The organism is bacterium, from assembly GCA_021108215.1.
Lineage (GTDB): Bacteria > Oederibacteriota > JAAXVQ01 > JAAXVQ01 > JAUVAV01 > JAIORK01.
The window spans coordinates 1-26532 of sequence record JAIORK010000019.1 but is presented as its reverse complement, the minus strand read 5'-3'; the positions used below and the strand labels follow the sequence as shown (position 1 = coordinate 26532).

Genomic DNA, 26532 nt, shown 5'->3' with positions numbered 1-26532 from the left:
GGTGTATGCGTTGGTGTATGCGTTGGTGTATGCGTTGGTGTATGCGTTGGTGTATACGTTGGTGTATACGTTGGTGTATACGTTGGTGTATGCGTTGGCGTATCTGTAAATGTCGGTGTTGCCGCCCATACAGCAGAGGACGCAACACCTAAAAAGAGAATACCGAATATACAAAATTTTATTATTTTAATAATTGGCATTCTTTTCCCCATTAAGTTGCTTGAAATGCAATTATTTCTTATAAACATATTAAACTATAAAAATTAGACTTTTTTATACAGTAACCGGTTCCTGATTTTTTAAACTATTATACATATTTATATAAAAAACAAATTCAGTATTTCATCATGATTTTTTATATAAATCGATTTTATTCCTGCTATACAAAATAATGAACAAAAAATATCAAAACTTATTCTAGTATAGCCCAGTCGTGGATAAATGTTCAAGTAAAATAGCCTGAAAAGATTACTGAAAACGCTTGGTCGTACTTAAACAAAACTTTAAAAACAAACGAGTGACTACCCAATAACCCCTGCTTGGCAAAAATACCCAATCCCTTTAATTCCCCTACAGAACAAGCAACCAAAAGGTATAAGACATACGATTGCAATGCTCCTAAAGTTATGCTATTTATATAGTACCTGCGGTGTTGGTGATAAAGCTGCCAATCTAGAACCAATGCAATGAACTCGGGGGCTGTTTCTCACCGGTGAAAGTGTCTTCCTTCTTCCAGAGGGATAGCCAATTCCGGTCCTTTGGCCCCCACCTGAACATACAGGTTCAGTTAGAGGGGCTTTACACGGCTTCGTGGGTATTTTTTTTGCTATAATTAAATTAATATATCACGTCTTGCATAAAAATCCACAGGCTTAATATGCATGCTATATAATTTATCCGCTCATATCCACACTTGACGCCTGTGGTATTTTTGTCCTGAGATGTTCGCCTTCGGCGGTATTGACTCGCTTCATCAATGGGCTTACCCGGCATTCGCCGGGCAGGCTGCCCATTGTGTTCGCGCTGGCACGATAATTTCCATTTCATTACTGCATGCATACACTGCCATTTTATCCTGCCACTTTCTATAGCAGGACGAACATCTCCCTCGCAAGCAAGGACAAGCAGGACAAAAATAGTTCACTGAGCCTGTCGAAACGAACAAACAAACTAAACGAATATCCCTCCGCCTACTTCGGCTGCTTTGACCGGCTCAATAATCAGCTCAGGTACCCGATATTTCATTCGCATACGAACTGACCGATTATTACTTTTATAAGTTTTGTTCCTTGACATGCCTAAATGATGCGATTATAATTATTTTCAACCGACCTTATAGGCGGATTATATATATTGCGAGCAGATAAAAAGGACGCAAAAATACCAAAATTGGTTTTTTTGCAGGAAAAATGAAAATATACGGGTGAAGTCGTTGAAAATAAATTTACGCATCAATTTACATGTCATGCGAGGTCGTTTGCTATAACCCATTTGAATGTCTGATGCGTTATAATTTTTTATATTTTCATCCTTTTTCCAAAATCTTCCAGTACTATTCCTTTTTGCCTCTGGCTCGCATAAGGAGGCTTTTCCACCATGATATTACCTATTGTATTGTCTGTTGCATTTTTGGTTATTGGTTTGATTGCTGGTTATTTTCTTTATAAATCAACCTCAAAAAAGAAACTCTCCACTGCTGAAGTTCAGGCAAAAAACATCCTGGCCCGAGCTGAAAAAGAGATTGAAACTAAAAAACTCGAACTGACGATGGATGCCAAAGATAAGCTTTACCGTGATAAACAGGAATTTGAAGAACAAACCCAAGGCCGCCGGCAAGAATTACAAACCCTTGAAAAACGGCTTCTTCAAAAAGAAGAAACTCTGGATCGCAGAATTGATAGTTTGGACAGACGGGATCAAGAACTTCAGGGTCGTGAAGAAGGTCTGGCAACCAATAAAAAAGCCATCCAGGAAAAAGAACACAATCTTGACACTCAAATCGAGGAACAGAAATTAAAATTAGAAACTATTTCAGGTATGACCTCGGAAAGCGCCAAAAAATTGCTGATTGAGACCATGACCAATGAGGCCCGGCATGACGGGGCCCGGCTTATCCGGCAGATAGAAGAAGATGCCAAAGAAAACGCAGAACGCAAGGCCAAACGCATTGTCACCATGGCGATTCAACGCAATGCTTCAGACCATACTATTGAAAATACCATCTCCGTGGTCCAGCTCCCCAGCGATGAAATGAAAGGACGCATTATCGGGCGGGAAGGCCGGAATATCCGTGCTTTGGAACAGGCCACGGGTGTGGATCTGATTGTCGATGATACTCCGGAAGCAGTTATTATCTCGGGATTTGATATTGTACGCCGGGAAATTGCCCGGGTCGCTTTAGAAAAACTCCTGACAGATGGTCGTATTCATCCTGCCCGGATTGAGGATGTTGTTGCCAAAGCGAAAACCGAGGTAGACCAGGTCATCAAAGAATCCGGCGAACGGGCCATGCTGGATACCGGTGTTACCGGACTCCACCCGGAAGTTATTCGTACCTTGGGCCGGCTTCGTTTCCGCACCAGCTACGGCCAAAATGTCCTACAGCATTCTATTGAAGTCGCCCATCTTACCGGCGCCATGGCGGCGGAACTACGCTGCGATATTCATCTTGCCACCCGCGCCGGTTTGCTGCATGATCTCGGTAAAGCGATTGACCATGAAGTCGAAGGCGGACATGCTCAAATCGGCGCTGATCTGGCAACCAAATATAATGAACCGCCTTCTGTGGTCCACTGCATCGCCGCCCATCACGGTGAGGTTGAATTCCAGAGCTTGGAAGCAGTGCTGGTACAGGCCGGGGATGCCATCTCCGCCTCCCGGCCGGGTGCACGACGTGAAAATATAGAAACCTATATCAAACGGCTTAAAAAGCTTGAAGATATCTCTCTTTCCTTTACCGGTGTTTCCAAGGCCTATGCAATTCAAGCCGGCCGCGAATTGCGCATCTTGGTAAAGGAAGACAGTGTAAAAGATGAAGATGCGATCTTACTTGCCAGGGATATTTCTAAAAAAGTCGAAGAAGAACTTGAGTATCCCGGTCAAATCAAGATCACCGTAATCCGTGAAACCCGGGCAGTTGAATACGCAAAATAATAAATTAATTTGTAGGGGCGGGGTTACCCCGCCCCTACGTTTTAGGTGACAGAATCCTATGAAAATTCTTTTTATCGGCGATGTGATCGGTGAACCGGGACGCAAAGTTACCCGACAATTGCTTCCCCAAATCAAATCAACCTATCAACCTGATCTTACTGTGTTGAACGGAGAAAATGCCGCCGGCGGTTTTGGACTGACTGCCGCAGTTGCCGATGAATTATTTTCCTCCGGCATCGACGTGCTGACCTCAGGCAATCATATCTGGGATAAAAAGCAAATCATGGAAACACTCGAAAAAGATCGCCGTATTTTACGCCCGGCAAACTATCCGGTAGGTTCTGCCGGTCGCGGTTGGGGGATCTATGAGCCCAAACTGGGCGCACCAAAGATTGGCGTGCTCAACCTGGAAGGCAGGGTCTACATGCATAATCTGGATGATCCATTCACGCTGGGAAAATCCCTGTTAGATGAAATGCGCAAAGAAACACCGATCATCCTGGTTGATTTCCATGCCGAAGTCACCTCAGAAAAAAGAGCTTTGGGATGGTATTTGGATGGTCTGGCAACTGCGGTTATTGGAACCCATACCCATGTTCAGACCGCCGACGAAGAAATCCTGCCCAATGGGACCGCCTATTTAACTGATGCGGGTATGACCGGCGGCCGTGATTCAGTGATCGGTGTAAAAAAAGAAGATGCCATTCATCGCTTTCTTTATCAAACACCTTCCCGCTTCTCACCGGCAACCGGCAATCCTTGGTTGAACGGCGTTTTTATTGAAGCCGACCCCGCAACCGGTAAAGCCTTAAAAATTGAACGAATCCAGGAATCTTTATAAACCCAAATCATTGCGGGAAGCAACAGCGTGCTGCTCCCGCGCAATGACCGGTTATTGAAAACGCATGACAATTTATCGTGCTAGTGCGAACACGATGGACTTACCCGGCGAATGCCGGGTAAGTCCATCGATGAAGCAAGTGAAAATATCGCCAAAGGCGAACATCTCTCGACAAAAATACCACGGGTGTAAACCCGTGGATTTTTATTTTTTTACGCTTTTTTTCACTTTCGCAGGAAGAATAACCACTTTTTCCGCCAGCAAACCGTCTTTTGAATCCCGATAACTGATTTTTACTTTTTGATCCACTTCCAATGCTGCACGATCGGTTTTGCCCTGTTTAATAATTTCATGTTTTTTTGTAAAAGCCACTTTAATTTTTTGATTGACCCAATTTTGTAGCATCAACGGTTCAAGCGCAATCACCTGTGCTTTGATCTCGGTTTTTTGCATTTTTTCACCATACGGTGTTCCGGATTTGATTTTCTTTTGAAATTTCATTTTTTCATCATTCGACAAAACAACCATCTTTTTCGCCAACAGCTCATCACCCATTCCCTGACCGCTTACCCGTACCACGGAAGAGACTTCCACTGATTTGCGGTCACTCACCACATCTTGATAAACCCGGATGTGATCTGAAAGTTTGATTGCCAGTGTTTTCTGCTTGCTGATTTGGAGTACGACGACATCCTGCTTTAACTGAGTAATACTGCCGGTCGTAGTACGGATTTTTCCGGTATCAGACTTTGTTTTGGCCCACCCTGCAGAACCAAGCCCCGCCACAATCATCACTGCCATGATACTGCCGTATAACCTTTGCGATCCAACTTTAAACATCATGAAACAATCCCCCTTAAAATAGATTTTTTCCAGCTAAGGGATTGGACTAATTTCTTTTAAAATCCATGCACTTTTTTTTATTTTTTTTGAATAATATGGAGGCACCTGCCTCCGTGAGGGGTGAGGGGCATTAAACATCTGAAATCCAGTATGACTCATCAGGCGATCATTGTTGCATGATTGCCTGCCATTTTTTGAACAGCATTTTATCTGCATCCAGCTTTTCCATGACTGCCAGCAGGCGTGCTTCTTCTTTTTGACCAACGGTTTGGTTGAGCGAGTGACGTATTTGTGCTGCAATTACTTCCGGTGTGGATGCATCCGCATTGGTCAATGCTGCAATAAACAGTCCGGGGTGCAAATTATTTTTTTGAGCAAGCAGTACTATTTCATCCGGCACATAGCGATCTGAAAGGTTATTTTCTTGAAGCACCGACTCAATTTTATTTTTTCCCCAAACGTCAGACAATTCCAACCCCAATGTCTGACGCACTTTGGCAGAAACATCCACCATATCCAATTCACGCCCGGCACCCGAAGACACTCCGAAACCTCCGGTTTTAAGATTCCGGCCGGAACCGGACACATATACATCCCCCTGATAGGCTCCCCCGGAGATTGCCTGACGATGATCGGAAAATGATTGAACCGCATCCGGGGAAACACCCTGCCGGGTGTCTGCCTCGAATTCACCGCGATATTGGGGTTGACGATGTTTGCTTTGCGTTTGCCCATCCTTGAGTTGATGGGAAGCCGCGTTTATCTCAACCGCAGATGAAACCTGTTTTTGATGATCGTAATACATCAATAACCCGGTCATCCCCACCATGACGGCACCTGCGACCAGATAGATACCCAATTGATTCCCCAGCCATCCACCGGGACCGCCGGCCGGAGCATCCGGACCACCCGGTCCGATTTTCCGCAGACGCGCCATAATCCCCTGCCGTAATTCAGGCGGTGCCTGAACTGCTTGAGGTTTCGACATATCGAGCGTTTTTGTCCATGTACGCATCTCTTCAAAAACCTGCCGCGCTGCCTGATCTTCAGCGATGATTTTCTCAATCTGCTGACGTTCCTGCACTGTCCCCAAACCATCCAAATAAGCAGAAAACCGGGCCATCATTTTATCATTCATTTTGGTTTCCCTCCTTTTTCGGATAATAAATCCTTCAATTGCTGACGTGCCCGGTACAAACACGACGAAACACTGGTCACCGGCATATCCAATACTTGAGCAATTTGATTGTAACTCAATTCCTCATAATGACATAATATGATTGCCTGGCGTTGATTATCCGGCAACTGGACAATCGCTGTTTGAATTTTTCGATTGAATTCATCGGCGAATAATTGATCATCCGGTGGTTTGGCTTTCGGATCTGCGATAACATCCTTCATATTTTTTTCATATGCTTCATCGAGCGAAATTGCATTTTGGGTTTTCATGTGACGTTTTTTCTTGCCCAAAACCGTAAAACAATGGTTGGTGGTAACCCGGTAGAGCCAAGTGCTAAACGCCGATTCTTCACGGAATTTTTTAATTTTTCGGAATATTTTTATAAATATTTCCTGCGACTCATCCAGTGCAGCCTGATAATCGCGAAGATAGCGCAGAGTAAGATTAAGCACCCGGTTCTCATATCGGCTGATAAGAGTATTAAACGCCTCCAAATCACCCTGCTTGCAGCGAACAATGATCTCTTTTTCGGACATTGTAACAAACCCGGAATCCAACACCTGTTTCTCAGTCATGCGCTGCCACGTCAAAATCCCTGCATGAACCGAATCACAATCGGGCCAAAGAGGATGATAAAAACAACCGGAAAAATAAAAATAATCAAGGGAAAGAGCAATTTAATCGGTGCCTCCAACGCCTGTTTTTCAATCAGCTGGGAACGCTTGATCCGCAGCTGTTCCGCTTGCTGCTTAAGAATAACTGCGACACTAACACCTAATTTTTCCGCCTGGATCAATGCGGTCACAAATGTTGTAAAATCAGAATCATCAACCCGTTCGCCCATGCCTTTTAAAGCATCACGCCGTGATAACCCCATTCGAATCGCGCGCATCATTTCACTTAATTCCTGATACAGATACCCCGGTTGACTGCGCTCCAGAATGATGCCCACCGCCTGTTCAAACCCCAGACCGGCTTCCATACAAGATGCCAGCAAGTCAAGTGTATCAGGCAGCTCGCGCATCACACCCTTTCTCCGGGCCTGGTTTTTCTCCCGCAACCATAAATCCGGAAGAAAAAAAGCAACCCCCGCAATCAAAAACGTATACACACCTCCGGCGCCCAACGCGCTTCCAAAAAGCAGTCCACCGATAAAACTTAATTCCTTGACAACCAGCCACTCGGCTGCCGGACGCCCTGACCATTTCGGAAGAATCGCCAGATTTTTCTCCACACCGATTCCCCATGCAACCGGAACCATTTTCTTCTGTCCGGCCGCCATAACCGGAAGACTTCTAAAAAATAATTTTTCCAAAGGGCGTTGCTTTGCCGCCTGATCATCCTTTTGGTCCGCCATATCTGCGATCACCATTGCATGCCGACGGAGCCGTGCCGCCCGCATGACGGTCTGAAAAGCATACACCAGCATAAATACGGCAATAAAAATAATTATTGGAATCATCCATTCAAACATAGCGACCTCACGTATCGATCCGGGTTATCTTAGTGATAAAAAATGCACCAATCAATTCCATAATCAAACCGCCCGCCAACATAGCGATTCCCAACGGATGATGAAAAAAACAGCTCATCAAATCCGGATCCATCAAACTTAATGCAATCAGCAAAAAAAATGGCAGTAATCCAACGACCCAGCCGGAAAGCTTGCCTTGCGCGGTTAACGAAGCAATGCGCCCCTTCAGCCGAAAGCGCTCACGAACAGTCCCTACAATCCGCCCAATCACCTCAGCCAAATTACCACCAGTACGCAGGGAAACCCCGGCAGCGACGGCAAACAATTCCAAATCCTTATTTTTCCAGCGTTTTAGAAGTTTTTCCAGCGCATCTTCAGGCGAGAGTCCCAGACGGCAATCCCGGTGAACTTCACGAAAAACATCCCGAATGGGCAGGGGCGCTTCTTTTGCAACCACTTCCAACGCCTGAACCAAGGATAATCCCGCGCGCAAAGAGTTGGCGATCAATTCCAGCGCATCGGGCAATTGCTGATCCAGCGCTTTTTTTCGTTGTGCCTCAAGAACAATTCCCGCCCATCCCGGTGATAAATATCCCGCGCCGGCCAGAATCAATGCTGCCAGATACGTCACCGGATCATACATATCTCCCCCAGCCAACAGCACTCCCACGAGTGCGCCGGCCAGCGTACCCAGCGTTTGATACCGTTTATTTTTCAACCGACCTTGCTGCTTCGCTGTTGCTGCGGTCGACGCTGGTGAAAAACGACCGAGGCGTTTGAATACTTTCCGCCACCACCCCATTTTTCCGGCATTTTTTTTCGTTCCAGGACGGCTGAACACAATAAACACCGCAAAAAAAACCAATGCGATACTAAAATATTTCATTCCCTCAATCCATGCCATACTTCACCTGTTTTTCTTAAAAATACGTGGATCAATCTCAATGCCCTGTACCACCAACTCTTTTACAAAAGGCGGTACATAACCGGTTGCCTGGAAAGTGCCGATAACTTTTTTATTTTTATCCAACCCGGTCTGCTTATAACTAAAAATATCCTGTAAGACAACTTGACCGTCTGAGATCCCTGTCACCTCTGATATCTCGGTAACGCGGCGCGAACCATCCTGCAATCTTGATTGTTGAACCACCAAATGCACGGCCCCTGCAATTTGCTCGCGAATGGCGCGAACCGGCAAATCCATCCCGGACATGAGTACCATGGTTTCTAAACGTGAAATAGTATCTTTGGGTGAGTTGGCATGCGCCGTTGTCAAAGAACCATCATGACCGGTATTCATGGCCTGGAGCATATCCAATGCCTCTCCGCCGCGGCACTCGCCTACTACAATACGGTCAGGCCGCATACGCAGGCAGTTGCGCACCAAATCACGAATGGTAATAGCACCTTTGCCTTCGATGTTGGCTGGTCGCGATTCCAGCGTAATCACATGCGCTTGGGGCAGATTAAGCTCAGCGGCATCTTCCACCGTAACAATACGCTCATTATCCGGAATATAAGAAGCAACAATATTTAACAGGGTTGTCTTACCCGAACCCGTCCCTCCGGAAATCACCATGTTTTTTCTCCCCATGACACACGCACCTAAAAAAGCGGCCCACTCCTCTGTCAGGGAGCCAAATGTAATTAAATCATCCACCGTCAAACGCTGCTTGGAAAATTTCCGGATTGTTAATGACGGACCTTTGAGTGCCAAGGGTGGTATAATGGCATTCACACGCGAACCATCAGCCAGCCGTGCATCCACATACGGTTGACTTTCATCAATCCGCCGACCCAGCGGCGCCACAATTCGCTCAATTACTGTCATTAATTGTTTATCACTCAAAAAATGTTTTTCACACAGCTCGAGTTTTCCTGAGCGTTCAACATATATTTGGTCCTTATGATTCACCATGATTTCCGTGACCTTCGGGTCCCGAATCAGATCCTCCAAGGGGCCCAATCCCAACGCCTCATCCACCACTTCCTGGACCAGGCGTTCCCGTTCTTCGCGCACGGTTAGTTCGGGAGCCTCCATGGCCATTAAAGACGTAACAACCGCCTCAACTTTTTCACGCAAAACTGCCTGGCTGGCTTGGGTGCGGGATGCCTCAGATGCCATGGCTTTTATCTCAGAATTGTCAAGCAGCAGCGCATGAATCCGTTCCTTGATTTCAATCCGGTTGATCTTTGCCGTCGCACTAACCTTGGCCGTTGATTCGGATATTTCTGCTTCTTCGGACAGCTGACGCCCTGCGCTCATTTCCAAAGTCTTGGCCAATCCCTTGAGTGCTTTGGTATAGGCTGCATTGGGAAAAAGCGTTACAATTTCCGTATGCTGATTCAACGCTTCGGTAGCATGGCTCTCAAAAGGCAATGCCGCCAGCACCAAATGCCCGGAAAGGGTTTTTTCCAAATCCTGTTTTTGTAGAGCATCAGCCACGTCAGCGCGGTTCAACACCAGTCCAATCTTGGCTGCAGGAAATTTCAATTCACGGTATTTCATGATCTCCATGCGTTCTTGTTTCAGCCCTACCAAATCGGGTGAACAAACCAACAGGCTGATCGCACTCATATCCAAAACGCTCAATGTCAACGCATCCCATCCCTGCAAGCCATCAATCATAATCACATCATACGCCTTACAAAACAGCTGCAATGCTTTCAAAATCTGCTGACTTGCCACACCCATGGCCGCCTGTTCCGAATCCGCCAGGGTTGCCAATGTCACGCCTGACGGTGTGACCGGAAAATAACCGTGAATCGTGTTTTCATCAAATTGAGAAATCTGCCCCGCAATATCCGCCAGGGTATTGCCCGGCGAAAAATTTCCACGAATTTTATGCTCAGCCCTCCCCTGAAAATCAATATCAAACAACAGTACTTTTTCATACTGACGGGCCAACACTGCGGCCAGGTTCTGGGCCAGAAAACTTTTACCTTCCCCGGCTTTTCCGCCATGGATACAGATAATGCGTCCTGCATTTTCTCCGGTCATCATCACTCCTTACCGTCCTACAATATGGGGGGTAACAAAAATAACCAATTCCGACTCCTCGCGGATCAGCCGGGTGGATTTAAACAAATACCCCAAAATAGGAATATCTGAAAGCAGGGGCAGCCCCTGATGAGAAATTTGCTTTTTTTCCTGAATGAGTCCACCAATCACAACGGTCGTTCCGGGTTTGACATGGATCACGGTCGAGGCCCAGCGTGTCTTAATCGCGGGATTCCCCTGTACCAGATAGGAATAATCCACATCTGAAACTTCTGCGCGAATATCAACATTAATCGCACCGGTATTGCCGGCAGTGGGTAAAATATCCAGGTTGACGCCGTATTTTTTCCATTCCACACTGACCGCACCGGTTGCGTTCACCGTTGACACGGGTATTTCACCGCCGGATGAAAAACTGGCTTTTCTGCCGGAAAGGGTTAGAAGCTTGGGGCGTGCAAGTATTTTAGCATTCCCGGTCTCATCCAGCAGTTTGAGCATCAGGTCCAGCTTGCCGCGCTCCAGCACACCAATTGCTTTTAAAGGACTGGTCGTTTCCACCAAACTGAGATTGCTGCCGGAACCAACCAGTCCTTCCCAATCCAGACCGAGATTCATCCCTTTGGTTTTAGAAATTTCCATGACCTGAACATCCACCTGAATCATGGTCTGCTCTGCTTTACCCGCTGTTACAAAAATCGTGGAAATTTTCTTTCGGCCGCTGCGATACCAAACAATCAACGTGGTCGACCCGACCGCTTTGCCGCTGATCAACAATTCTTTCTCACTAATTTGCTTCAAATCGGCAATCTCGGGATTGCCAATGGCCACTCGCACCGGAGAGCGGACGCTGACAACCTGAGCACTGCCAATAGTCATTTTAATATCTTTGCCGGCAAAAACATTGGTTCCACACATCGCACAAAGAATAAAAACCACTGCAATGACAATCATTTTTTTCATAAAATTCCTCCTCACGATATACATCATCCTCGTCATACGACCACCCTGAACGTTTACGGTTGCAATCCACGGATTATTTGAATCCGCCGCTTTGCAGGTTTAATTTCTTCACGCCGCACCTTCATCAGAGGACCTAAAAGAGTTCCTAAATTCTGATCGGTAAAATTCAGTCGATTTTCATCCCCCACTGCCCGCAAAGCCAGCTTCAACTGACCTTCTTTTTCTGCCAGGGTCAGCCGAACCGCATCTTCGGGTGGTACTGCCAGACAAACCGATATCGATCCTGTGCCCCGCTCTAATTTCCCGCTTTGCAGCGCTGGTTTTTCCGTGGCTGTCTGATTCCCAACTGCAGTTACCAACACATTTTGAGACATCACAACCGATGTAATGCGCTTGGCTTTTTTGTATTCATGCTCAAATGTCGCAATCACATCCACCCGGTTCCCGGGCTTAACATGCCCCCCGATGGCTGCTGCAGGATCAAATGCCAGCGATACAATCCGCATCCCCTCCGGGACAATCGCGGCAAAACCCGGCAAAAGCTTCGAAAGCTTGTTAGGCAAAATTTGTTCACCCTTAGAAATGGGCACAACGGCAAACTGTCCTTTATAATCCTTCCACATTTTCACCACTTCTTCCCGGGTGGCTGCGGCAATCGCGCCAGGCATGATATAAGCACCGGGAATTTCGTCAATCAAAACCTTGTCCCCGGAAAGAACCGTTCCTCGACTGATTGGTTTTTTAGCCACCAGAACCTTCAACGGAGTAATATCCGCCTTAATGGCCGCCTCTTTCTCGGAAATATAATAATAGGTCATTAATCCGGCTACCATTGCCAATAATAACGCGATAACGATTTGTCTGTTCATATACCCTCCTAGACAGCAAATTGCTGAAAAAACTCAACACCATTTACAGGTTTTTTCTCTTCCCTAACCCAAACGTAAGGTTATACCCTATTTTCAAGCCTTTTTCAAAATGTATTTCCACCGGTCAAGGGGATGCCGACCCACCTACTGTTATTTGACGGTTTTTTCAATAAATCCATGCATCCAATCATGTTTTTTTTTATTTTTCAGATATTTATTTGGAGAGTCCAAGTTCAACTTCTACAACCCCAACCTTGCGCATACGCTTGATATCCGGGTATTGACCGATCGTGGAGGGATACAGATGGTGGTTTCCTATATCAAGAATTTTCACCTTGTAACCGCGATCCGCATCTCCTGCCAGCACAAGATGATAAACAATAACACCTTTTTTTTCATGAGTAATATTATAAAATAATTGCAGTGCATTTTCTCCTGGGACACCTTGAAATGCATCAAAAACCGCCTTGCTCATGGGTCCATAACGTTCTTGTAACTCTGAATAGTAATCTTCAAGCCCTTCCAAGGAATTCCGGGATTCTTGCTTAATACTGTCATCCATATATGTTTTATAAACTTCCACATAATTCCCGTGAGCCAGCTCCTTGAGAAAAAGATTGGCAATTCCAATCGCCATATCCTCATTTTGGGGAACCATCTGTTTGTGACACGCCCCCAGCAGTATCACCATCAAAAAAAATATTTTTTTCATCATTACCGAACCGCCTTTTTTTAATTACTTATACCCGGCATATCCGTTGCCAATAGTTAAAAACTATAGCGTTTCCGCACTATCTTGGCTGCCTTCCCTACTCAAAAACCGACTTTTGACTTCAACGCTTGACGGTTTCCACATCAGACTGCTAAGATAAATCATTCGTACCGTTTCCATACTATTCCCAATCATACCAAGGAGCATCCTTATGCTGCAACGCTTTTGTCTCGTCGGCCTCTTCGTCATTGTCCCGGCCTTATTGGGATTTGCAGAAAAAGGAGTCCACCCCACCGTGATGCCGGAACAGACGGAACAAAACACCATTTCCAGTTCCCCACCGAAAAAAAAGGTCACACTCAATTCCATCCAACCGGAAAAACCTTTGCTCACTGAAAAAGATCAGAGAACCAAAGGCACTTTAATTGTTCAGATCAAACAACTGCGAAATGACCGGGGAAATCTTAAGGTCTCCATTTTCAACAAACCGGATGGATTTCCCGTAGGCGGCAAAAATGCTTTGCGCAATTTAATCGTTCCCATCACGCCCACTCAAACCGAAGCTGTTTTTGAGAACCTCCCCCTGGATTCTTATGCCGTGAGCATCTGGCATGATGAAAACAAAGATAATAAAATCAATACCAATTGGATCGGCATGCCCAAAGAGGGATTGGGTGTCTCCCGGGATGCCAAAGGTTCTTTCGGCCCTCCCAAATATCATGATGCCCGTTTTGATTTCAACACAAAAAAAATGATAATCCTGATTAATACAACCTATCTGTAAAAACCCATCTCGGCTCCACACGTGACCGCCCATTGTGTTCGCATGGCACGATACTCAGCTAAAAACGATTTCCAGTTGAGATTCAGAAAGCTTGGTGACTTTAATTTCTTCATTAAAATACTTCCCCACCCCTTTAATCAGGCCGCCGGCAATAACGATTATATTTCGCTGCGATGAATAATTAAACAGCAGGGTTTTATCATCCTTCCATTCATACGCAAACCTGGGAGGATGCGCATTTTCCATGCTCTTTGTCACGGTATCATGTACCCGGTCCATATAAAGAATAAAATCCTTGGCAGTTTTATTTTTATTGAAAAAAACAGGATAATTTTTAGGCGCATAGACTGTCATCCAGTATTCACCGAATGCATCTGCCGCCTGTTCCAGGGTAATATTCAAAACTTCGCAGGTTGCCTGTATGGCTTTCATTGCTTTGCTGTCATCAATGTCTGAAATCGATAAAATCACTTTCGGCATGTCCGGCACTTTCGCCACAACGGCATCCCATTTGTCCTGCCCGAATTTTTCCTTCACAAGTTCCTGCAAACATTTTACAATAGTACCTTTCACAATTCACCTCCGAAAGTATTTTTCATTTTATTTGTTTCTATACTATATCCGCCCTATCCTGCTTTTCAAGCAATTAACTACCTATACAATAAAAAAACAACTTGTAATCATTCTTATTACTATTAGGAATACCTGCCCATCAAATATTGATTATTTACCGAAATTACAGGCATGATACCCCCGATATCCAGGACCATAATTTTATTAATTAGAATTTCGAAATTCAGGAGACACCAGGTCCTCTGCCGTAAGCCCGACCTCATTTAATAGCAGGTTAAAATTTTTTAAATTGACCCGGGAAAAAACATCAAAAACATCCCCGGCGATCGGTATGCTTCCCAAGACCGCATCAAAAACAAAATTACCCAACATGCGCAACAGAATTTTTCGCGAAACACGCTGTGAAAGGGCTTCCCGGAAAATCACCAGTGAAACCAGCAGACTGACAACGTCCCCCGCGACCGGAATCAACCCGAGCAGTGCATCAAATCCAAAACGAATCCTTGTCCCCGGAATTACAAACCAGCTATCCAGTAGTCCGGACAATGTTTGCAGACGCTGCATGGATTTTAAATGCAGCACTTCCCTGGTCTTTTCCAAACTCCTCACCGCCTCCCGCTGCCCGGTCTCAAAGAATAAAATCAACCACCGCCCGATTTTCACAAATTGTGTTGATGTAGGCCACCACTTTTTGATGTTCAGGATGGTCCCGATACGTTTCCAAATCCGCCAGACTTCTAAATTCCGTATTCAAAACAATATCATAGGATGTAGGTTGATCAGAGATATTAACGCCAACCTCACAACTCAATAAACTGCTGATATGATCTTTCAATTTTTCCAATTTAGCTCTAAACTTTTCCACATTGACTGCTTTGGGCATACCTTCCGCCTCTTTTTTTAACTTAAACATCACAACATGTTTAACCATATCCAATTCCTCCAGGTTAAAATTTGGTTGCTCACCGTAGTCTACGCTGATTTCCCCCGAAATAAAGCAATTAATCAACACGACACCGGGCCGGATTATCCGATGTGATTTGCTGCCAGACATCCACCTATCACGGCACCGGGAACAAACCCGGAAATATAACCGCCGACCCTGTCATTGGCCTCAAAGAGGGTCACTTGATGTCCTTGTTTGACCAACAGGTTGGCGGCGATCAAACCGCCCAAGGGCCCCTACCACCACATTTTCACTTCGCTTTTTCATACAGCCTTCCTTCGCACTGCTCCACAGATTTAATCAACGCCAATTTATTTTTCCGCGACAATTGCTTGATCCCGGCTTCGCGCTGCATGGCTGCCTGCCGGGTTAAAAACACTTCCTGATACACCAGTTGAAACGGCATCCGCGACCTGACATAGGCCGACCCTTTGCCGTGACGATGTTGCTCCATCCTGCCCTCCAGACTAACCGCATATCCTGTATAAAGACTTTGGTCCCTGCATTGCAGCATATAAACAAAATAACGTTTTTGGCAAACCTTCATTTCCCAAACCCCATGTCCGGCATTCTTTTTAGGGCGATGCCAACACTCCGCAACCCCGGCGCACAAATCGCTTCTTCAGCCGACCGCCGCTTCCTTTTATTCATGGTATGCTTCTTATTTTTATAGTTGCAAGATACAAAGGTTGCCTGGAATGATCCCTGTTTGTTTAGTGCTGACTTTTAATAATCACTAATTTACGAATTTTAGGTATGTAGACTTTCCCGGATTGTTCCGTCATTTTCAGACGATAGAAATAAATTCCCGGTGCTGCTGCACGGATGTCCCAGGTTGTCCGGTGTGATCCGGCGGTATCATGGGTCGATTCCAAAACAGTCACTTTTTCGCCAAGGACATTGTAGAGTTGGATCTCTACGCTGACGGCATCCAGTGTGCGGTAATAAAAATAGACCGCATCACCCTTGGCAGGCGAAGGATAGCTCATGACCTCACCCGGATTAACATAATGCGGAACAGCTGTATAAGTACTGGTCACCGTGGTCGTCGGTGTACTGGTAATCGTCGGTGTAATCGTCGGTGTCGTAGTTCTGGTTTGAGTAATTGTAGCAGTCCTTGTAATGGTCGCCGTCGGGGTTACCGTCCGTGTCAGGGTAATCGTCGCAGTTGGGGTGGATGTGTATGTCCGGGTGACTGATGGCGTGGCTGAAAATGTAGGCGTTGCTGTCTCCGTCGGAGTTCTCGTCGCTGTCCGTGTCCCGGTAGGTGTCACAGTCCTTGTCGGGGTTGCCGTCCGGGTCGGGGTTGCCGTCCGGGTCGGGGTTGCCGTCTGGGTTATGGTAAATGTTGGTGTGGGCGGATCATCCAGCGTCACATCGTCACTCCCCGAATCATTTGGCGTATCAACTGTGATGGTATAATTCCCCGCAGTAGAAGCATTTTGAACGTGCGCATTGATGATATCTATATCCATTGGCAAGCCGCTTAGCAGGTCAATCGCTACCGGCGAGGTGATATCCAAATCAGTTCCATTCACAACAATAGTGGTGGCATTGGTTCCGTTCACAGTCACGTCGGCGGCCACAACGGCGCTAATATTATAGCCTGCAGGAAAACCGAAGACAAGAATATCACCAATACTGACATTTGCGCTGGGTGTGCTTGCGGTGCAATGCGCGCTATAATTACTCATGGCATTGGTCTCGTAATTCGTCGCAGTTACCGTAACACTGTCCAGCGCCGCCAAAATCATTTGCGGGAAACCAACCCCTAAAAAAACAGCTAGCATGAGTGATTTTTTCATAAATCCGTCACCTCGGTTTATTCAATAATGCATCCAGTATGTCATATTCTACAAAACCTGCAAAGGTTAAAAACACACCATCCGGGGTCTCGATCCCCAACCGGTCTATCCTGCCGGCTGCGGCTCCCATTCCAGACAATAATCCTCACGGCAAAAAAGACGCACATCCGCCCAATGCCTGGATTGCGCACCATAAGCGGGAAATTCGCGTAGATTGCTGTGTAAAAAATTTTGCGCGGCTTTTTCCTTGGAATGCCCCCGGTCGCGTCTGTCGCGACCCAGTCGGGCTGCTAATTGCGTAAGCAGTCCGGAATCAATATAAATGGAAAAATCAATCAATGCTTTAAAACGCGGGTAGGTCGCCACCTCGCCCTCAACCAGGGTATACACGTCCGGAGAAAAACGCTCTGTATGCAATGCATCGCCGGCGATTTTATCATAAATCGGTTTTTGAATCTCACTTCCCCTTTTCAAAACCGCCAGATGTGCTTTGATCAGATCCATTTTATTGGCATCCGGATGGGGCCCAAAAACCCCGGCGTTTCTACGAAAATCGCGTGAAGTTTTGTAATCATCCAATCCCAAAATAACCGCCTCACCGAGTGTTGTTGCCAGCTGCCGGGCAAAAGTTGATTTCCCGCTGCCCCCAGGACCTCCGATGGCAATGAGATAAGGCGCCTGTGTCCCGGCTGCTTTTTGGCGGAGCAAGGCTGCCACTTGATCTAAAATTTTATAACTTTTATTTTTTTCCATCCCATCCCTGCGCATCCACTATTTCATTCACCTTCTGATAAAACACTGCCTTGGCCTGCTTCTCAATCCAGGGAAGATGACCGCATTTTTCCAACAATATAAATTGAAAATCCCGCACCACCGCAGCCAGCGGTTCATGAATACCTGCCGCCGGGTGGGGATCATAATCACCATGCAGCGCAATCACCGGGCATTGTATCCGGCGTCCCCATTTCAAAAAGTCGCCCTGCCTGCGCAAAGCAACTGCCTGAGGCCAAACTTTTTTGTAAATATCATACCGGATTTGTGTCCATTCCAGGTCCAGTGTGACAGGATCATAGGCATCTGTCTGAGTAAAAATCTTCCCCAACTGAGCAAACAAATTATTTTGTTGATCCGAATCCGCCTGGTTGATCTGACCCATCAAACGGTACGCAGTTTGCATTGCCACCGGCGTCAAACGTTCAAACCGGGTTGCCTCAATTTGCCGGGCATGGCATTCCGTATAGACCCCGCTTCCCACCAGCACCAATTTAGCCACCATCTCAGGATGCTTGGCCGCCAACACAAACGCCAGCATTGCCCCCCAGGAAGACCCAATCAGAACAACCGGCCCGGCGGCATATTTTGCGATCTGTGCCCTGAGTTCCGTCACTTGTCCTGTCACAGACGCTGCTGTCTGTAAAGGCTCCAATACACCATACCTGGCGGCAAGTTCCCGCGCCACAGGTGCCATGGTCCCCGCCACTCCCGGCCCGCCATGAACCAAAACAACCGAATAAGGCGGCTCACCGTAGCATCGAAGATTATCCATAATGCGTATCCTCCGTCAGAGTTCCTGCTGGAGTTTTTTGTCCGCAGCTGCCACCGCCTGGGCCTGTGCTTCCCGAAAAATCTTCAGTTTTTCCGCCAGACTGTCATCCGCCAAACCCAACATGGCAATCGCCAACAAAGCTGCATTCCTCGCGCCGGATTTTCCAATGGCCGTGGTGGCTACCGGAATACCCGGCGGCATTTGTACTGTCGAGAGCAAAGAATCCAGGCCGCCCAAATCGGACGTGGTCATGGGTACGCCAATCACCGGACGTGTGGTGATTGAGGCCACCACGCCGGCCAGATGCGCCGCCTTGCCGGCACCGGCGATAAAAACTTTTACTCCCTGCTCCGCTGCTGATCGAACAAATGTATGCACCGTATCCGGTGTGCGATGTGCGGACATAATACGCATCTCAAACAACACCTCAAATTCTTTCAGTATCCGGGCGGCTTCTTGCATTGTTTCTTTGTCCGAAGCGCTCCCCATGACAATCGCGACCTGGATTTTATTCATTTATCTCTCCTTCGATTAATTCCGGATAACGAAAACAGTCTGTCACATGATCATTGACCATGCCGATTGACTGCATGTAGGCATAACAGATGGTACTGCCCACAAAAGAAAATCCGCGTTTTTTAAGATCGCGGCTCATCGCATCCGATTCCGTGGTTTTAGCCGGCAGTTGTTCTACAGACGCAAATCGATTTTGAATAATTCTGTGGTCCGTAAATTGCCAGATATAATTATCAAAACTCCCAAACTCTTTTTGTACCTCTAAAAAATTCCCGGCATTTTGAATTGCACTTTTTATTTTCAAACGGTTCCTGATAATACCCGGATCAGCCAATAGCTGCGTCTTTTTTTCATTCGAATAGCGGGCAATTTTTTCCGGATTAAAATCATCAAACGCCTTGCGGTATCCTGCGCGTTTTTTTAGAATCGTGATCCAGGCAAGTCCGGCTTGTGCGCCTTCCAAAATCAGCATTTCAAAAAGCTTGCGGTCATCGTGCAGGGGAACCCCCCATTCGTTGTCATGATAAGCTTGATAGAACTCCCCTTGCGCCCAGGCACAGCGATGCTTTTCCAAAATCCAGTCCCTCCGGCGCAGGCACAACACGCCTGTATTCCTGACAAATCGGACTGCATTATAACAATCGGCATCATCGGTGCCAAACGGTTTTTTTGTTTAAATGGAGGGGGTGATAAGCTACAACGATCTGAACAAGCCTATAAAGCAGCCCGGCCATGGCTTAACAAAGTGTGAATTTTCATCCTAAACCATCACACTGTCAAAGCAATTTAATCTGATGCCATGTCAATAATTGCCTGATAAACCCCCTGGACCACTTCCGCCATTTTATCAAAATTCAGGGTTTCAATTGTATCGGAGTCCTTATGATAATGGGGATTCCGATAAAAAGCCGTATCCGTCACCATCACCGCCGGATACCCGCGCTGCCAAAAATTACGGTGATCTGAAAAATCCACACCCGTAATGGAGACCGGGAGTACTATTTTTTGAACTTCCAGTGTCATCTTTTTTTTCATCGCCATACGCATCTGATCTGCCAAATTTTCATATCGATTCAATGTCACCAGGGCAATATAATCACCCTGACCGGGCATCGTCGCTTTCATTTCCGGAAAGGGATATTTTTGCGTTCCCGATTTTTCAGTAAAATACCCGATCATCTCAAGACAAATCATCAGTTTCACATCGACATGCTGGTCCTGAAGCGATTTGGCATGCACGGCAGATCCCATACATTCGGACGCAAAAAACGGCGGCTCTTCCAGTGTATAGCCTGCAAAATCGACCTGAAAATCAAGTGTTGGTTTATATTTAAAAAGGATGCGCGCCAACTCGAGCATACCGGCCACTGCGCTGGCATTATCATCCGCACCCGGTGATGTTCCAAAAACATCATAATGCGCACCCACCACCACCCGTTTTTTCGGTTGATTGCCATAAGAAGCAATAATATTCCGGTAATAGTGTCCTTCCACCTCGTAGGTTTGTTCCTGAACCTGATCTGTCAATTTTTCGAATTCCCGGAATAAATAGTCTCCGGTTTTTTTTAGAGAAATTTGATTGGCATAATTCCTGGGCGGTTGAATACTCACTAAAGCTGTGACATGCTTTTTTAATAAATCCGTCTCAATTACAAGCATAACATCCTTTCAAAAAAAAAACAGAAAGTGTGGCGTCATTCACTGGTAATCGCTGGTGACTAAAACGCTTAACACTCTCTTTTTCAATTTTTTATTTCAAGATACCTGCACTTTCCACTAAAAAATTTCTGAGCACAGAATCTCCAAGAACTATTGTGTGTTGATTTTTATATACACTAATCACTTATCACTTCATGACTTTGGTACTTATTTTAATTGCCTTTACATAAAAAAAATAGATAACCTTGATAATTTGTAAAATTGTACATTTTTGTGTGCAATATGTCTAGTATAAAAATCCACAGACTGCGACATTCCGGGGGAACAACTAAATTCAAGCGCTTGTTTGAATATACGGGATATACTTCCGGTCATCTCCAGTAATATGGTGAAACCACCACTCTTTGAGAAAATGTAGTAATTCCAGGGAGTTGTCCTCATTGAAGGAAAAAAAGGTCTTCTGTATTTCCAGGGTACGGGCGGTCATTTCCGTATGCAGCTGCAAATGCGCTTCTATTTCAGGAAAATCAGTTCCCTGAAATATCGCTTCTTCCGTAGCAAAATGCTGTTTCGTATAATCTATCAGGTATCCCAGTGATTCCGCCAGTACCCGCTCACCTTCATCCCGGCGGACCGCTCGGTAGAGCTGATTAATGATTACCACAATTTTTTTATGTTGATTATCAATAGCGCCATTCCCGATCGAATATTCCTCCAGCCAGCGTAAATAAATAATATCCTGAACATTCATGCCAACGGTCCTCCCGGAGGATTGTTTCACTCTACGGATACTATCGGAACACGACAGCATGACTTGACAGCCGGCGAAGAAAGAATCAACGCTTACACCCGGTTGGCACCAATCGGCGGGCAGAATCAAAAACCAGAGACAGGAGCAAAACACTATTGCCCCTATCTCTGTTCATTTGACTTTACTCTGCTGTTTTTTTAACCGGATAACGAATTATTGTTTGATAATTTTCCGGTTTGCTAAACGGCATGCCCGGACCGCGTAAATAAACTTCCTCATGGAGTCCGGATATTTCATAACCTTGCGCCTTGATAAAAGCACACAACTTATTAACTGTCGGCGCTTCTTTTTCATACGGCCCGATATGCAGTATTTCAGCGGTTTCTCCATACTTCCAGGTTGTGAGACGGGGGATGAAATTATCTTGGCTGTTTATTGCCGGCAGAGCGCTGATGGTTTCCGACAGAGGAATAGCGGCTGATCCTTTCCAGATTATATTTTTAAAAGCAGTTTCTCTTTCTTTTGTGTCCATGTCAAAATCCAGGGCATTTTCGTATCTGGCAGCCGGGGATTCCATTCCAGGACCCTTGGGCACACCTTTCAATTTAAAGTAAGTTTTAAATAAAGCTTTATATACACCGCCCAATCCGTCTGAAGATACTTCAAACGGAATTTCCATCACTTTGACATCCGGTAAAACAGCAATTCGCGGGTCCTGCAAGTACTTGTATTTCGACAAATCCGGTCCCTTCAGCATAAACAGCACTGCTACAATTCCCAGCACCACAAGAACACTTCCGACAATAACAACAATTTTCAACATGTCATCCCTCCGCATTTTTTTCATTCAGCATACAGCGTGATGATGACAACCCTATGTCATGTTTGATAACGAGCAACTATTTTTTTTGCTTTTTCTTGGAGTGTTTTCCTGACCCGTTGCGGCGAAATAACTTTCATGTTTTCCCCATAACTCAACAACATAGAATAAATCCAGTCATCTTCCGGGATGCTCATACGCGCGATGACCGAACCGTCCCTTTGAATCGTCAATTGTTTTTCTTCAAAATAATCTTCAGCCTGGTATCTTGCGTACGGGGAAAATTCCAAAACCAAATCAACCATCTTTTGTATCTTCTGACTATTTTCTTCATACTCTTTATAATCAACAACTTTGCGGATAAATTTTTTGGTGCTTGTTTTAATACGACTTATACGGCTCAATCGGAACAATCGAAAATCTTTGCGTAATTGACAAAAAGCAAACAAATACCAGGTATAGGCTTTAAAAATCAGCGTCATGGGTTCGACTGTCCGGATTCCCTTTTTACCCTTACTGTCACGATACAAAAAACGAATCAGTGTATTACATGAAATAGCGTTTTGGATAATCTGAAGGTTTTGCTTTTTCCGCTCGCTAAAACCCCACGGCAGGACATCAATAATAACTTGTTGAAGTTTTTCCTCAATTTGCCGCTGCTTTTCATCCGGCACCAGCGCATGAATTTTTTCAATCGCCTTATCCAGTTGCTTGTCCTTAAAAGTAGTATTAATCCCTTTGAGGGTAGAAAGAATCGTCCCCATATCTTCCAAAGTCAATACCTGCCGGTCTAATTTATAATTATCCACAATCCCCAGTCCGCCCTGATTGCCTTGAAAAGAAACAATGGGAATGCCCGCCTGATTAATCGCGTCAATATCCCGGTAGACAGTCCGCGCTGAAATACCGAAATAATCAGCCAGTTCTTTTGCCTGTACCCGGCGGCGGTTGAGCAGCATGATAATGATGGATAATAGTCGATCCAGTCGCATAATTCCCGCATTTACTCCCGGTCTATGGGTTTTTCGTGTAATTCTTTTTTTTCCGTCCATCCATTATTGGCTTTTTCCCGAAAATCAAATTGAGGAATATACGGTTTGATATCAATCAAAGGTGTCTGGTCTAAAATATCGATCTCGCTTACTTCTAAAATATTTTCTTTCATTTGCTCCAGCTTCACAATTGACAGTCCAATGCCATTTGGCCGGCAGGGATGGCGCGAAGCAAAAACACCGTGTGGTGCATCATCCAGAAAGGTTGGCCGGGATAACTTTATTTCTCCGGCTCTATCGAAAATATAAAGAAGAATGATATGCGAAAAAGTTTCAATTGTTTCCAATGCTGCCGCATATTCCGGGAACACTTCCACCCGGCCTTTCCCTTCCGGCGCAGCCGTCCCTTGAATGGGACACATTTCTTTCGCTTTGTAGGGTGAAAATATTGTTCCTATTTGATTCATTTCAAATTTCATGTTTTAAAACCTCCACCGACTATAGCGCTTGGGACTCGGATGCCCGGCACGCGACAACTCGAAAAAATTACCGGAAAGACCTGGTTTATAACCCAGGTCTTTCCGGTCAAACAACCAAATTATTGAGTATTAACGACTGGTGTTGGCGACGGTGAGGGGATGGGATAAGATGTATGGCGGGATGAATCAGCTGTCTGCGAATATATGTCATAGCAGAAAATATTCGTGTAACTGCTGTTTTCCTGTCGGACATAGATGATGTTACCGTCCGCATGGACCCCAATTTTTAAGGTTGCCGACATGGTGCCCCATTGACCGTTCGCATCCGTAAGGGAAACCGGTGAAGGGGCGTAATAATTAGTGAATAGGGATTGGACTTGCGCAATGACAAATCGGGCAGTAATCGGCCCGAACATATTTTCCAATCGTATGAATGTCATACGGCCATTGTTATCGTACCACACATTTGCTCTAAAAAACATATTTGTAAACTGTGCGTATTGGGGAAATACCATAACTGCTTTCATTTCTGTTTCAATAATGGCGCCGAGCCCGGCTGCTTGTGCACTAACTATGGCAGTTGGCTCCTCAACCTGCGGTGCTGTTGGATTACCCGAAGAACAACCGTTAATAATAAATCCAGTTAAAACCAGACCAAAAATCCCAAGTATAAACTTATTCATATTTTACCCCTCCGAATAATAGATAGTTGTTTATTTCCAAATATGAAGCACTTCACCTCCTTGTTCTTGATTTGGAATACAAATTAAAAGACGTAAAACTAAATAGTCTGAAAATGAATCTCCCTATATATATCACATAAAATAGCGGTTTACAAATCCAACAAAAAAAGCCGCTAAAGCAAAAACCAATAGGAATTTACTTTTTAATCACTAATACTTCTTTACAAATATACTGCTCCCATTAACAAATGGGGAGCAGTACAAAACCAATTGCATGTTATATGAATTATTTAATAATTTTATATGTCCTGAAATTTTTAAATATCAATATAGTTTATTAATTAGCCATATCCCCTATTCCACTACCGCCAGCTTGATCGTCTGTTTTTCTTCGCCGCCAAAATAGGCTTTGGCCAGATAAATACCCGGTGCGATATCCGCGCAATTCCAGACAAGCACTTGTCCTCGACCGGCTGGAATCGTTTCCTTGAGCTTGGCAATACGTTCACCAGTCAGGTTATATATATTTATTTCTACATCTGTGGCTTTGTCCAAATGCATTAAAAATTTCATCTGATTTTGCGTGGGATTGGGATAGGCCAGCACGGCCTTGCCTTTCAGGTCTATGTTGGCCAAACCTGAAGTTTGGGTCGCGGTTGGAGTTATCGTCGCTGTCGGACTCGTAGTCGCGGTAGGTGTTATTGTTGCTGTCAATGTGACTGTTGGACTTGTAGTCGAGGTAGGTGTTATCGTCGGCGTGGCTGTGGGAGGAGGTTCTGGTCCGGTTCGCATATCAGCGTTTCCTTCCAGATTGCCTTTGGAAATCCTGAACCACGGACTGTGTAGTTGTCCGGTGCTTACCTGAGCTGGATCATAAAGCAGCCGGGCTCGCCAATAATATGCCTGATGAGCTGTAAGACCACTGACTTGATAGTCCACTTCAGTACCAGTAACATTCAAATCCATATACCCTGCCTGCGTGTGCATTGTTCCTGATATCAAGGACTGCCCTGACTCAGCGATCTGCACCTGCAATCTGGCGCGGATACGGCCCTGGGTCGAACGGCCAAAGAGACGCACACGAAAAGCTGTATTGCTTAACAAATCTGAAGCCATTCCCACAGGCATGATTAATTGCGAACCATCAGCTCTGGCCTGACGAGGGATCATTGACAGACCGGCAGTATCATTACCATAGTACACAAAAGCACGGCCTTCATCTGTCTCGCCATTGTCATACGCATGCGCTCCCACGATCACATCACTATACCCGTCCCCATTCACATCCCCGACACTTGCCACTGAATAGCCAAACCTAGCATCTATCTGATTACTCTCGGCTGTCCAGGCAGCTGTACCTGAAAGTCCACCACTGCTGCCGTGATACACATAAGCACAACCCTCATCTGTCTCGCCATTGTCATAACGATACGCTCCTACGATCACATCACTATAACCATCCCCATTCACATCTCCGGCACTGGCCACAGATATGCCAAACCGTGCGTTTACTTGATCACTCTCGGCTGTCCAATTCTCTGTAGCGGCCAGTCCTATGCTGCTGCCATGATACACATAAGCACGGCCTTCATTATTCTCGCCATTGCCATAATCGCGCGCTCCCACGATCACATCACTATACCCATCTCCATTTACATCGCCTGCGCTTGCCACAGACACGCCAAAATATGCAACCGCTTGATCACTCTCGGCTGTCCAAGCTGCTGCACCTGCCAGCCCTGAGCTGCTGCCATGATACACATAAGCACGGCCTTCATAGCTCTCGCCATTGGAATAACAATAAGCTCCCACGATCACATCACTATATCCGTCCCCATTTACATCCCCTGCACTTGCCACAGATATGCCAATCTGTGCATTCGTTTGATTACTCTCGGCTGTCCAGGCAGCTGTATTTTCCAGCCCTGAGCTGCTGCCATGATAC

The 26532-nt window shown here is 45.7% G+C and carries 30 protein-coding genes and 1 other RNA gene; 4 read left to right on the top strand and 27 right to left on the bottom strand.

The annotated features are described in order from the left end of the window. Positions 1–200: hypothetical protein (locus K8S19_04050; GenBank protein MCD4812846.1), on the bottom strand; the 200-nt coding region annotated here is incomplete at its 3' end. Positions 201–638: 438 nt separating this feature from the next. Here K8S19_04050 and ssrS point away from each other — a divergent pair. From ssrS to K8S19_04035, 3 genes are all read left to right on the top strand, one after another. Continuing rightward, positions 639–821, top strand: a non-coding RNA gene (ssrS, locus tag K8S19_04045) — 6S RNA. A 775-nt stretch (positions 822–1596) separates the two neighbouring features. Continuing rightward, positions 1597–3153, top strand: a complete 1557-nt coding sequence (gene rny / locus K8S19_04040) for a ribonuclease Y (GenBank protein MCD4812845.1) — start codon at positions 1597–1599, stop codon at positions 3151–3153. Between the two features lie 58 nt (positions 3154–3211). Then, a complete protein-coding gene (locus tag K8S19_04035; protein MCD4812844.1) occupies positions 3212–3994 on the top strand; it encodes a TIGR00282 family metallophosphoesterase in 783 nt (260 codons plus the stop codon). 204 nt (positions 3995–4198) lie between these two features. On the opposite strand, the gene K8S19_04030 is transcribed toward K8S19_04035, so the two are convergent. From K8S19_04030 to K8S19_03990, 9 genes are all read right to left on the bottom strand, one after another. Next, complete coding sequence (locus K8S19_04030) at positions 4199–4837, bottom strand: hypothetical protein (GenBank protein ID MCD4812843.1); 639 nt, start codon at positions 4835–4837, stop codon at positions 4199–4201. A gap of 166 nt (positions 4838–5003) precedes the next feature. Further along, positions 5004–5975 carry a hypothetical protein gene (locus K8S19_04025; GenBank protein ID MCD4812842.1) on the bottom strand — a complete coding sequence of 324 codons (972 nt, stop codon included), beginning with the start codon at positions 5973–5975 and terminating at the stop codon, positions 5004–5006. Further along, on the bottom strand, positions 5972–6592 hold the full coding sequence (locus K8S19_04020; protein MCD4812841.1) for a sigma-70 family RNA polymerase sigma factor: 621 nt from the start codon (positions 6590–6592) through the stop codon (positions 5972–5974). Before K8S19_04020 ends, K8S19_04025 begins: the two co-directional genes overlap by 4 nt. A gap of 11 nt (positions 6593–6603) precedes the next feature. Further along, complete coding sequence (locus K8S19_04015; protein ID MCD4812840.1) at positions 6604–7491, bottom strand: type II secretion system F family protein; 888 nt, start codon at positions 7489–7491, stop codon at positions 6604–6606. Positions 7492–7498: 7 nt separating this feature from the next. Next, positions 7499–8395 (bottom strand): type II secretion system F family protein, encoded by an 897-nt coding sequence (locus tag K8S19_04010; GenBank protein MCD4812839.1) that lies wholly within the window; start codon positions 8393–8395, stop codon positions 7499–7501. A 3-nt stretch (positions 8396–8398) separates the two neighbouring features. Continuing rightward, positions 8399–10495, bottom strand: a complete 2097-nt coding sequence (gene tadA / locus K8S19_04005) for a Flp pilus assembly complex ATPase component TadA (protein MCD4812838.1) — start codon at positions 10493–10495, stop codon at positions 8399–8401. 6 nt (positions 10496–10501) lie between these two features. Beyond that, positions 10502–11452 carry a pilus assembly protein N-terminal domain-containing protein gene (locus tag K8S19_04000; GenBank protein MCD4812837.1) on the bottom strand — a complete coding sequence of 317 codons (951 nt, stop codon included), beginning with the start codon at positions 11450–11452 and terminating at the stop codon, positions 10502–10504. Positions 11453–11505: 53 nt separating this feature from the next. After that, complete coding sequence (gene cpaB / locus K8S19_03995) at positions 11506–12321, bottom strand: Flp pilus assembly protein CpaB (protein ID MCD4812836.1); 816 nt, start codon at positions 12319–12321, stop codon at positions 11506–11508. Positions 12322–12535: 214 nt separating this feature from the next. Further along, positions 12536–13036 carry a hypothetical protein gene (locus K8S19_03990; GenBank protein MCD4812835.1) on the bottom strand — a complete coding sequence of 167 codons (501 nt, stop codon included), beginning with the start codon at positions 13034–13036 and terminating at the stop codon, positions 12536–12538. 208 nt (positions 13037–13244) lie between these two features. Between K8S19_03990 and K8S19_03985 the strand changes: the two genes are divergently transcribed. Next, on the top strand, positions 13245–13817 hold the full coding sequence (locus K8S19_03985) for a DUF2141 domain-containing protein (GenBank protein ID MCD4812834.1): 573 nt from the start codon (positions 13245–13247) through the stop codon (positions 13815–13817). A 54-nt stretch (positions 13818–13871) separates the two neighbouring features. Here the strand turns inward: K8S19_03985 and K8S19_03980 are convergent, their stop codons facing one another. From K8S19_03980 to K8S19_03900, 17 genes are all read right to left on the bottom strand, one after another. Continuing rightward, positions 13872–14390 carry a heme NO-binding domain-containing protein gene (locus tag K8S19_03980; protein MCD4812833.1) on the bottom strand — a complete coding sequence of 173 codons (519 nt, stop codon included), beginning with the start codon at positions 14388–14390 and terminating at the stop codon, positions 13872–13874. A gap of 204 nt (positions 14391–14594) precedes the next feature. Next, positions 14595–14990 (bottom strand): DUF4112 domain-containing protein, encoded by a 396-nt coding sequence (locus K8S19_03975; protein MCD4812832.1) that lies wholly within the window; start codon positions 14988–14990, stop codon positions 14595–14597. Positions 14991–15018: 28 nt separating this feature from the next. Next, entirely contained in the window at positions 15019–15321 is a 303-nt protein-coding gene (locus tag K8S19_03970) for a Dabb family protein (GenBank protein ID MCD4812831.1), read from the bottom strand. 95 nt (positions 15322–15416) lie between these two features. Then, the gene (locus K8S19_03965; protein MCD4812830.1) at positions 15417–15566 is read right to left on the bottom strand and encodes an FAD-dependent oxidoreductase; all 150 of its coding nucleotides are present in this window, start codon (positions 15564–15566) and stop codon (positions 15417–15419) included. Positions 15567–15586: 20 nt separating this feature from the next. Continuing rightward, entirely contained in the window at positions 15587–15883 is a 297-nt protein-coding gene (locus K8S19_03960; GenBank protein MCD4812829.1) for a GIY-YIG nuclease family protein, read from the bottom strand. Positions 15884–16049: 166 nt separating this feature from the next. Then, positions 16050–17141 (bottom strand): T9SS type A sorting domain-containing protein, encoded by a 1092-nt coding sequence (locus K8S19_03955; protein MCD4812828.1) that lies wholly within the window; start codon positions 17139–17141, stop codon positions 16050–16052. Between the two features lie 105 nt (positions 17142–17246). Further along, positions 17247–17894 (bottom strand): zeta toxin family protein, encoded by a 648-nt coding sequence (locus K8S19_03950; GenBank protein ID MCD4812827.1) that lies wholly within the window; start codon positions 17892–17894, stop codon positions 17247–17249. Continuing rightward, complete coding sequence (locus K8S19_03945) at positions 17881–18687, bottom strand: alpha/beta hydrolase (protein ID MCD4812826.1); 807 nt, start codon at positions 18685–18687, stop codon at positions 17881–17883. Before K8S19_03945 ends, K8S19_03950 begins: the two co-directional genes overlap by 14 nt. Positions 18688–18702: 15 nt before the next feature. Beyond that, positions 18703–19203 (bottom strand): 5-(carboxyamino)imidazole ribonucleotide mutase, encoded by a 501-nt coding sequence (purE, locus tag K8S19_03940; protein MCD4812825.1) that lies wholly within the window; start codon positions 19201–19203, stop codon positions 18703–18705. Next, a complete protein-coding gene (locus K8S19_03935; protein ID MCD4812824.1) occupies positions 19196–19780 on the bottom strand; it encodes a DNA-3-methyladenine glycosylase I in 585 nt (194 codons plus the stop codon). Before K8S19_03935 ends, purE begins: the two co-directional genes overlap by 8 nt. A 209-nt stretch (positions 19781–19989) precedes the next feature. Next, positions 19990–20862 (bottom strand): M28 family peptidase, encoded by an 873-nt coding sequence (locus K8S19_03930; GenBank protein ID MCD4812823.1) that lies wholly within the window; start codon positions 20860–20862, stop codon positions 19990–19992. A 334-nt stretch (positions 20863–21196) separates the two neighbouring features. Further along, on the bottom strand, positions 21197–21613 hold the full coding sequence (locus tag K8S19_03925; GenBank protein MCD4812822.1) for a bacteriohemerythrin: 417 nt from the start codon (positions 21611–21613) through the stop codon (positions 21197–21199). Between the two features lie 181 nt (positions 21614–21794). Next, complete coding sequence (locus K8S19_03920; GenBank protein ID MCD4812821.1) at positions 21795–22436, bottom strand: GyrI-like domain-containing protein; 642 nt, start codon at positions 22434–22436, stop codon at positions 21795–21797. Positions 22437–22492: 56 nt separating this feature from the next. Beyond that, entirely contained in the window at positions 22493–23425 is a 933-nt protein-coding gene (locus tag K8S19_03915) for a YafY family transcriptional regulator (protein ID MCD4812820.1), read from the bottom strand. 11 nt (positions 23426–23436) lie between these two features. Further along, entirely contained in the window at positions 23437–23904 is a 468-nt protein-coding gene (tsaA, locus tag K8S19_03910) for a tRNA (N6-threonylcarbamoyladenosine(37)-N6)-methyltransferase TrmO (protein MCD4812819.1), read from the bottom strand. Between the two features lie 119 nt (positions 23905–24023). Beyond that, the gene (locus K8S19_03905; protein MCD4812818.1) at positions 24024–24587 is read right to left on the bottom strand and encodes a hypothetical protein; all 564 of its coding nucleotides are present in this window, start codon (positions 24585–24587) and stop codon (positions 24024–24026) included. Positions 24588–24941: 354 nt separating this feature from the next. Beyond that, positions 24942–26532 (bottom strand): FG-GAP-like repeat-containing protein (locus K8S19_03900; protein MCD4812817.1); only part of this gene is annotated, 1591 nt, incomplete at its 5' end.

Excerpts from the sequence above, each read along its gene's own strand:
- rny (MCD4812845.1), top strand. The coding sequence starts at position 1,597 with ATGATATTACCTATTGTATTGTCTGTTGCATTTTTGGTTATTGGTTTG.
- K8S19_04035 (MCD4812844.1), top strand. The coding sequence starts at position 3,212 with ATGAAAATTCTTTTTATCGGCGATGTGATCGGTGAACCGGGACGCAAA.
- K8S19_04030 (MCD4812843.1), bottom strand. The coding sequence starts at position 4,837 with ATGATGTTTAAAGTTGGATCGCAAAGGTTATACGGCAGTATCATGGCA.
- K8S19_04025 (MCD4812842.1), bottom strand. The coding sequence starts at position 5,975 with ATGAATGATAAAATGATGGCCCGGTTTTCTGCTTATTTGGATGGTTTG.
- K8S19_04020 (MCD4812841.1), bottom strand. The coding sequence starts at position 6,592 with ATGACTGAGAAACAGGTGTTGGATTCCGGGTTTGTTACAATGTCCGAA.
- K8S19_04015 (MCD4812840.1), bottom strand. The coding sequence starts at position 7,491 with ATGTTTGAATGGATGATTCCAATAATTATTTTTATTGCCGTATTTATG.
- K8S19_04010 (MCD4812839.1), bottom strand. The coding sequence starts at position 8,395 with ATGGCATGGATTGAGGGAATGAAATATTTTAGTATCGCATTGGTTTTT.
- tadA (MCD4812838.1), bottom strand. The coding sequence starts at position 10,495 with ATGATGACCGGAGAAAATGCAGGACGCATTATCTGTATCCATGGCGGA.
- K8S19_04000 (MCD4812837.1), bottom strand. The coding sequence starts at position 11,452 with ATGAAAAAAATGATTGTCATTGCAGTGGTTTTTATTCTTTGTGCGATG.
- cpaB (MCD4812836.1), bottom strand. The coding sequence starts at position 12,321 with ATGAACAGACAAATCGTTATCGCGTTATTATTGGCAATGGTAGCCGGA.
- K8S19_03990 (MCD4812835.1), bottom strand. The coding sequence starts at position 13,036 with ATGATGAAAAAAATATTTTTTTTGATGGTGATACTGCTGGGGGCGTGT.
- K8S19_03985 (MCD4812834.1), top strand. The coding sequence starts at position 13,245 with ATGCTGCAACGCTTTTGTCTCGTCGGCCTCTTCGTCATTGTCCCGGCC.
- K8S19_03970 (MCD4812831.1), bottom strand. The coding sequence starts at position 15,321 with ATGGTTAAACATGTTGTGATGTTTAAGTTAAAAAAAGAGGCGGAAGGT.
- K8S19_03960 (MCD4812829.1), bottom strand. The coding sequence starts at position 15,883 with ATGAAGGTTTGCCAAAAACGTTATTTTGTTTATATGCTGCAATGCAGG.
- K8S19_03955 (MCD4812828.1), bottom strand. The coding sequence starts at position 17,141 with ATGAAAAAATCACTCATGCTAGCTGTTTTTTTAGGGGTTGGTTTCCCG.
- K8S19_03950 (MCD4812827.1), bottom strand. The coding sequence starts at position 17,894 with ATGGAAAAAAATAAAAGTTATAAAATTTTAGATCAAGTGGCAGCCTTG.
- K8S19_03945 (MCD4812826.1), bottom strand. The coding sequence starts at position 18,687 with ATGGATAATCTTCGATGCTACGGTGAGCCGCCTTATTCGGTTGTTTTG.
- purE (MCD4812825.1), bottom strand. The coding sequence starts at position 19,203 with ATGAATAAAATCCAGGTCGCGATTGTCATGGGGAGCGCTTCGGACAAA.
- K8S19_03930 (MCD4812823.1), bottom strand. The coding sequence starts at position 20,862 with ATGCTTGTAATTGAGACGGATTTATTAAAAAAGCATGTCACAGCTTTA.
- K8S19_03925 (MCD4812822.1), bottom strand. The coding sequence starts at position 21,613 with ATGAATGTTCAGGATATTATTTATTTACGCTGGCTGGAGGAATATTCG.
- K8S19_03920 (MCD4812821.1), bottom strand. The coding sequence starts at position 22,436 with ATGTTGAAAATTGTTGTTATTGTCGGAAGTGTTCTTGTGGTGCTGGGA.
- K8S19_03915 (MCD4812820.1), bottom strand. The coding sequence starts at position 23,425 with ATGCGACTGGATCGACTATTATCCATCATTATCATGCTGCTCAACCGC.
- tsaA (MCD4812819.1), bottom strand. The coding sequence starts at position 23,904 with ATGAAATTTGAAATGAATCAAATAGGAACAATATTTTCACCCTACAAA.
- K8S19_03905 (MCD4812818.1), bottom strand. The coding sequence starts at position 24,587 with ATGAATAAGTTTATACTTGGGATTTTTGGTCTGGTTTTAACTGGATTT.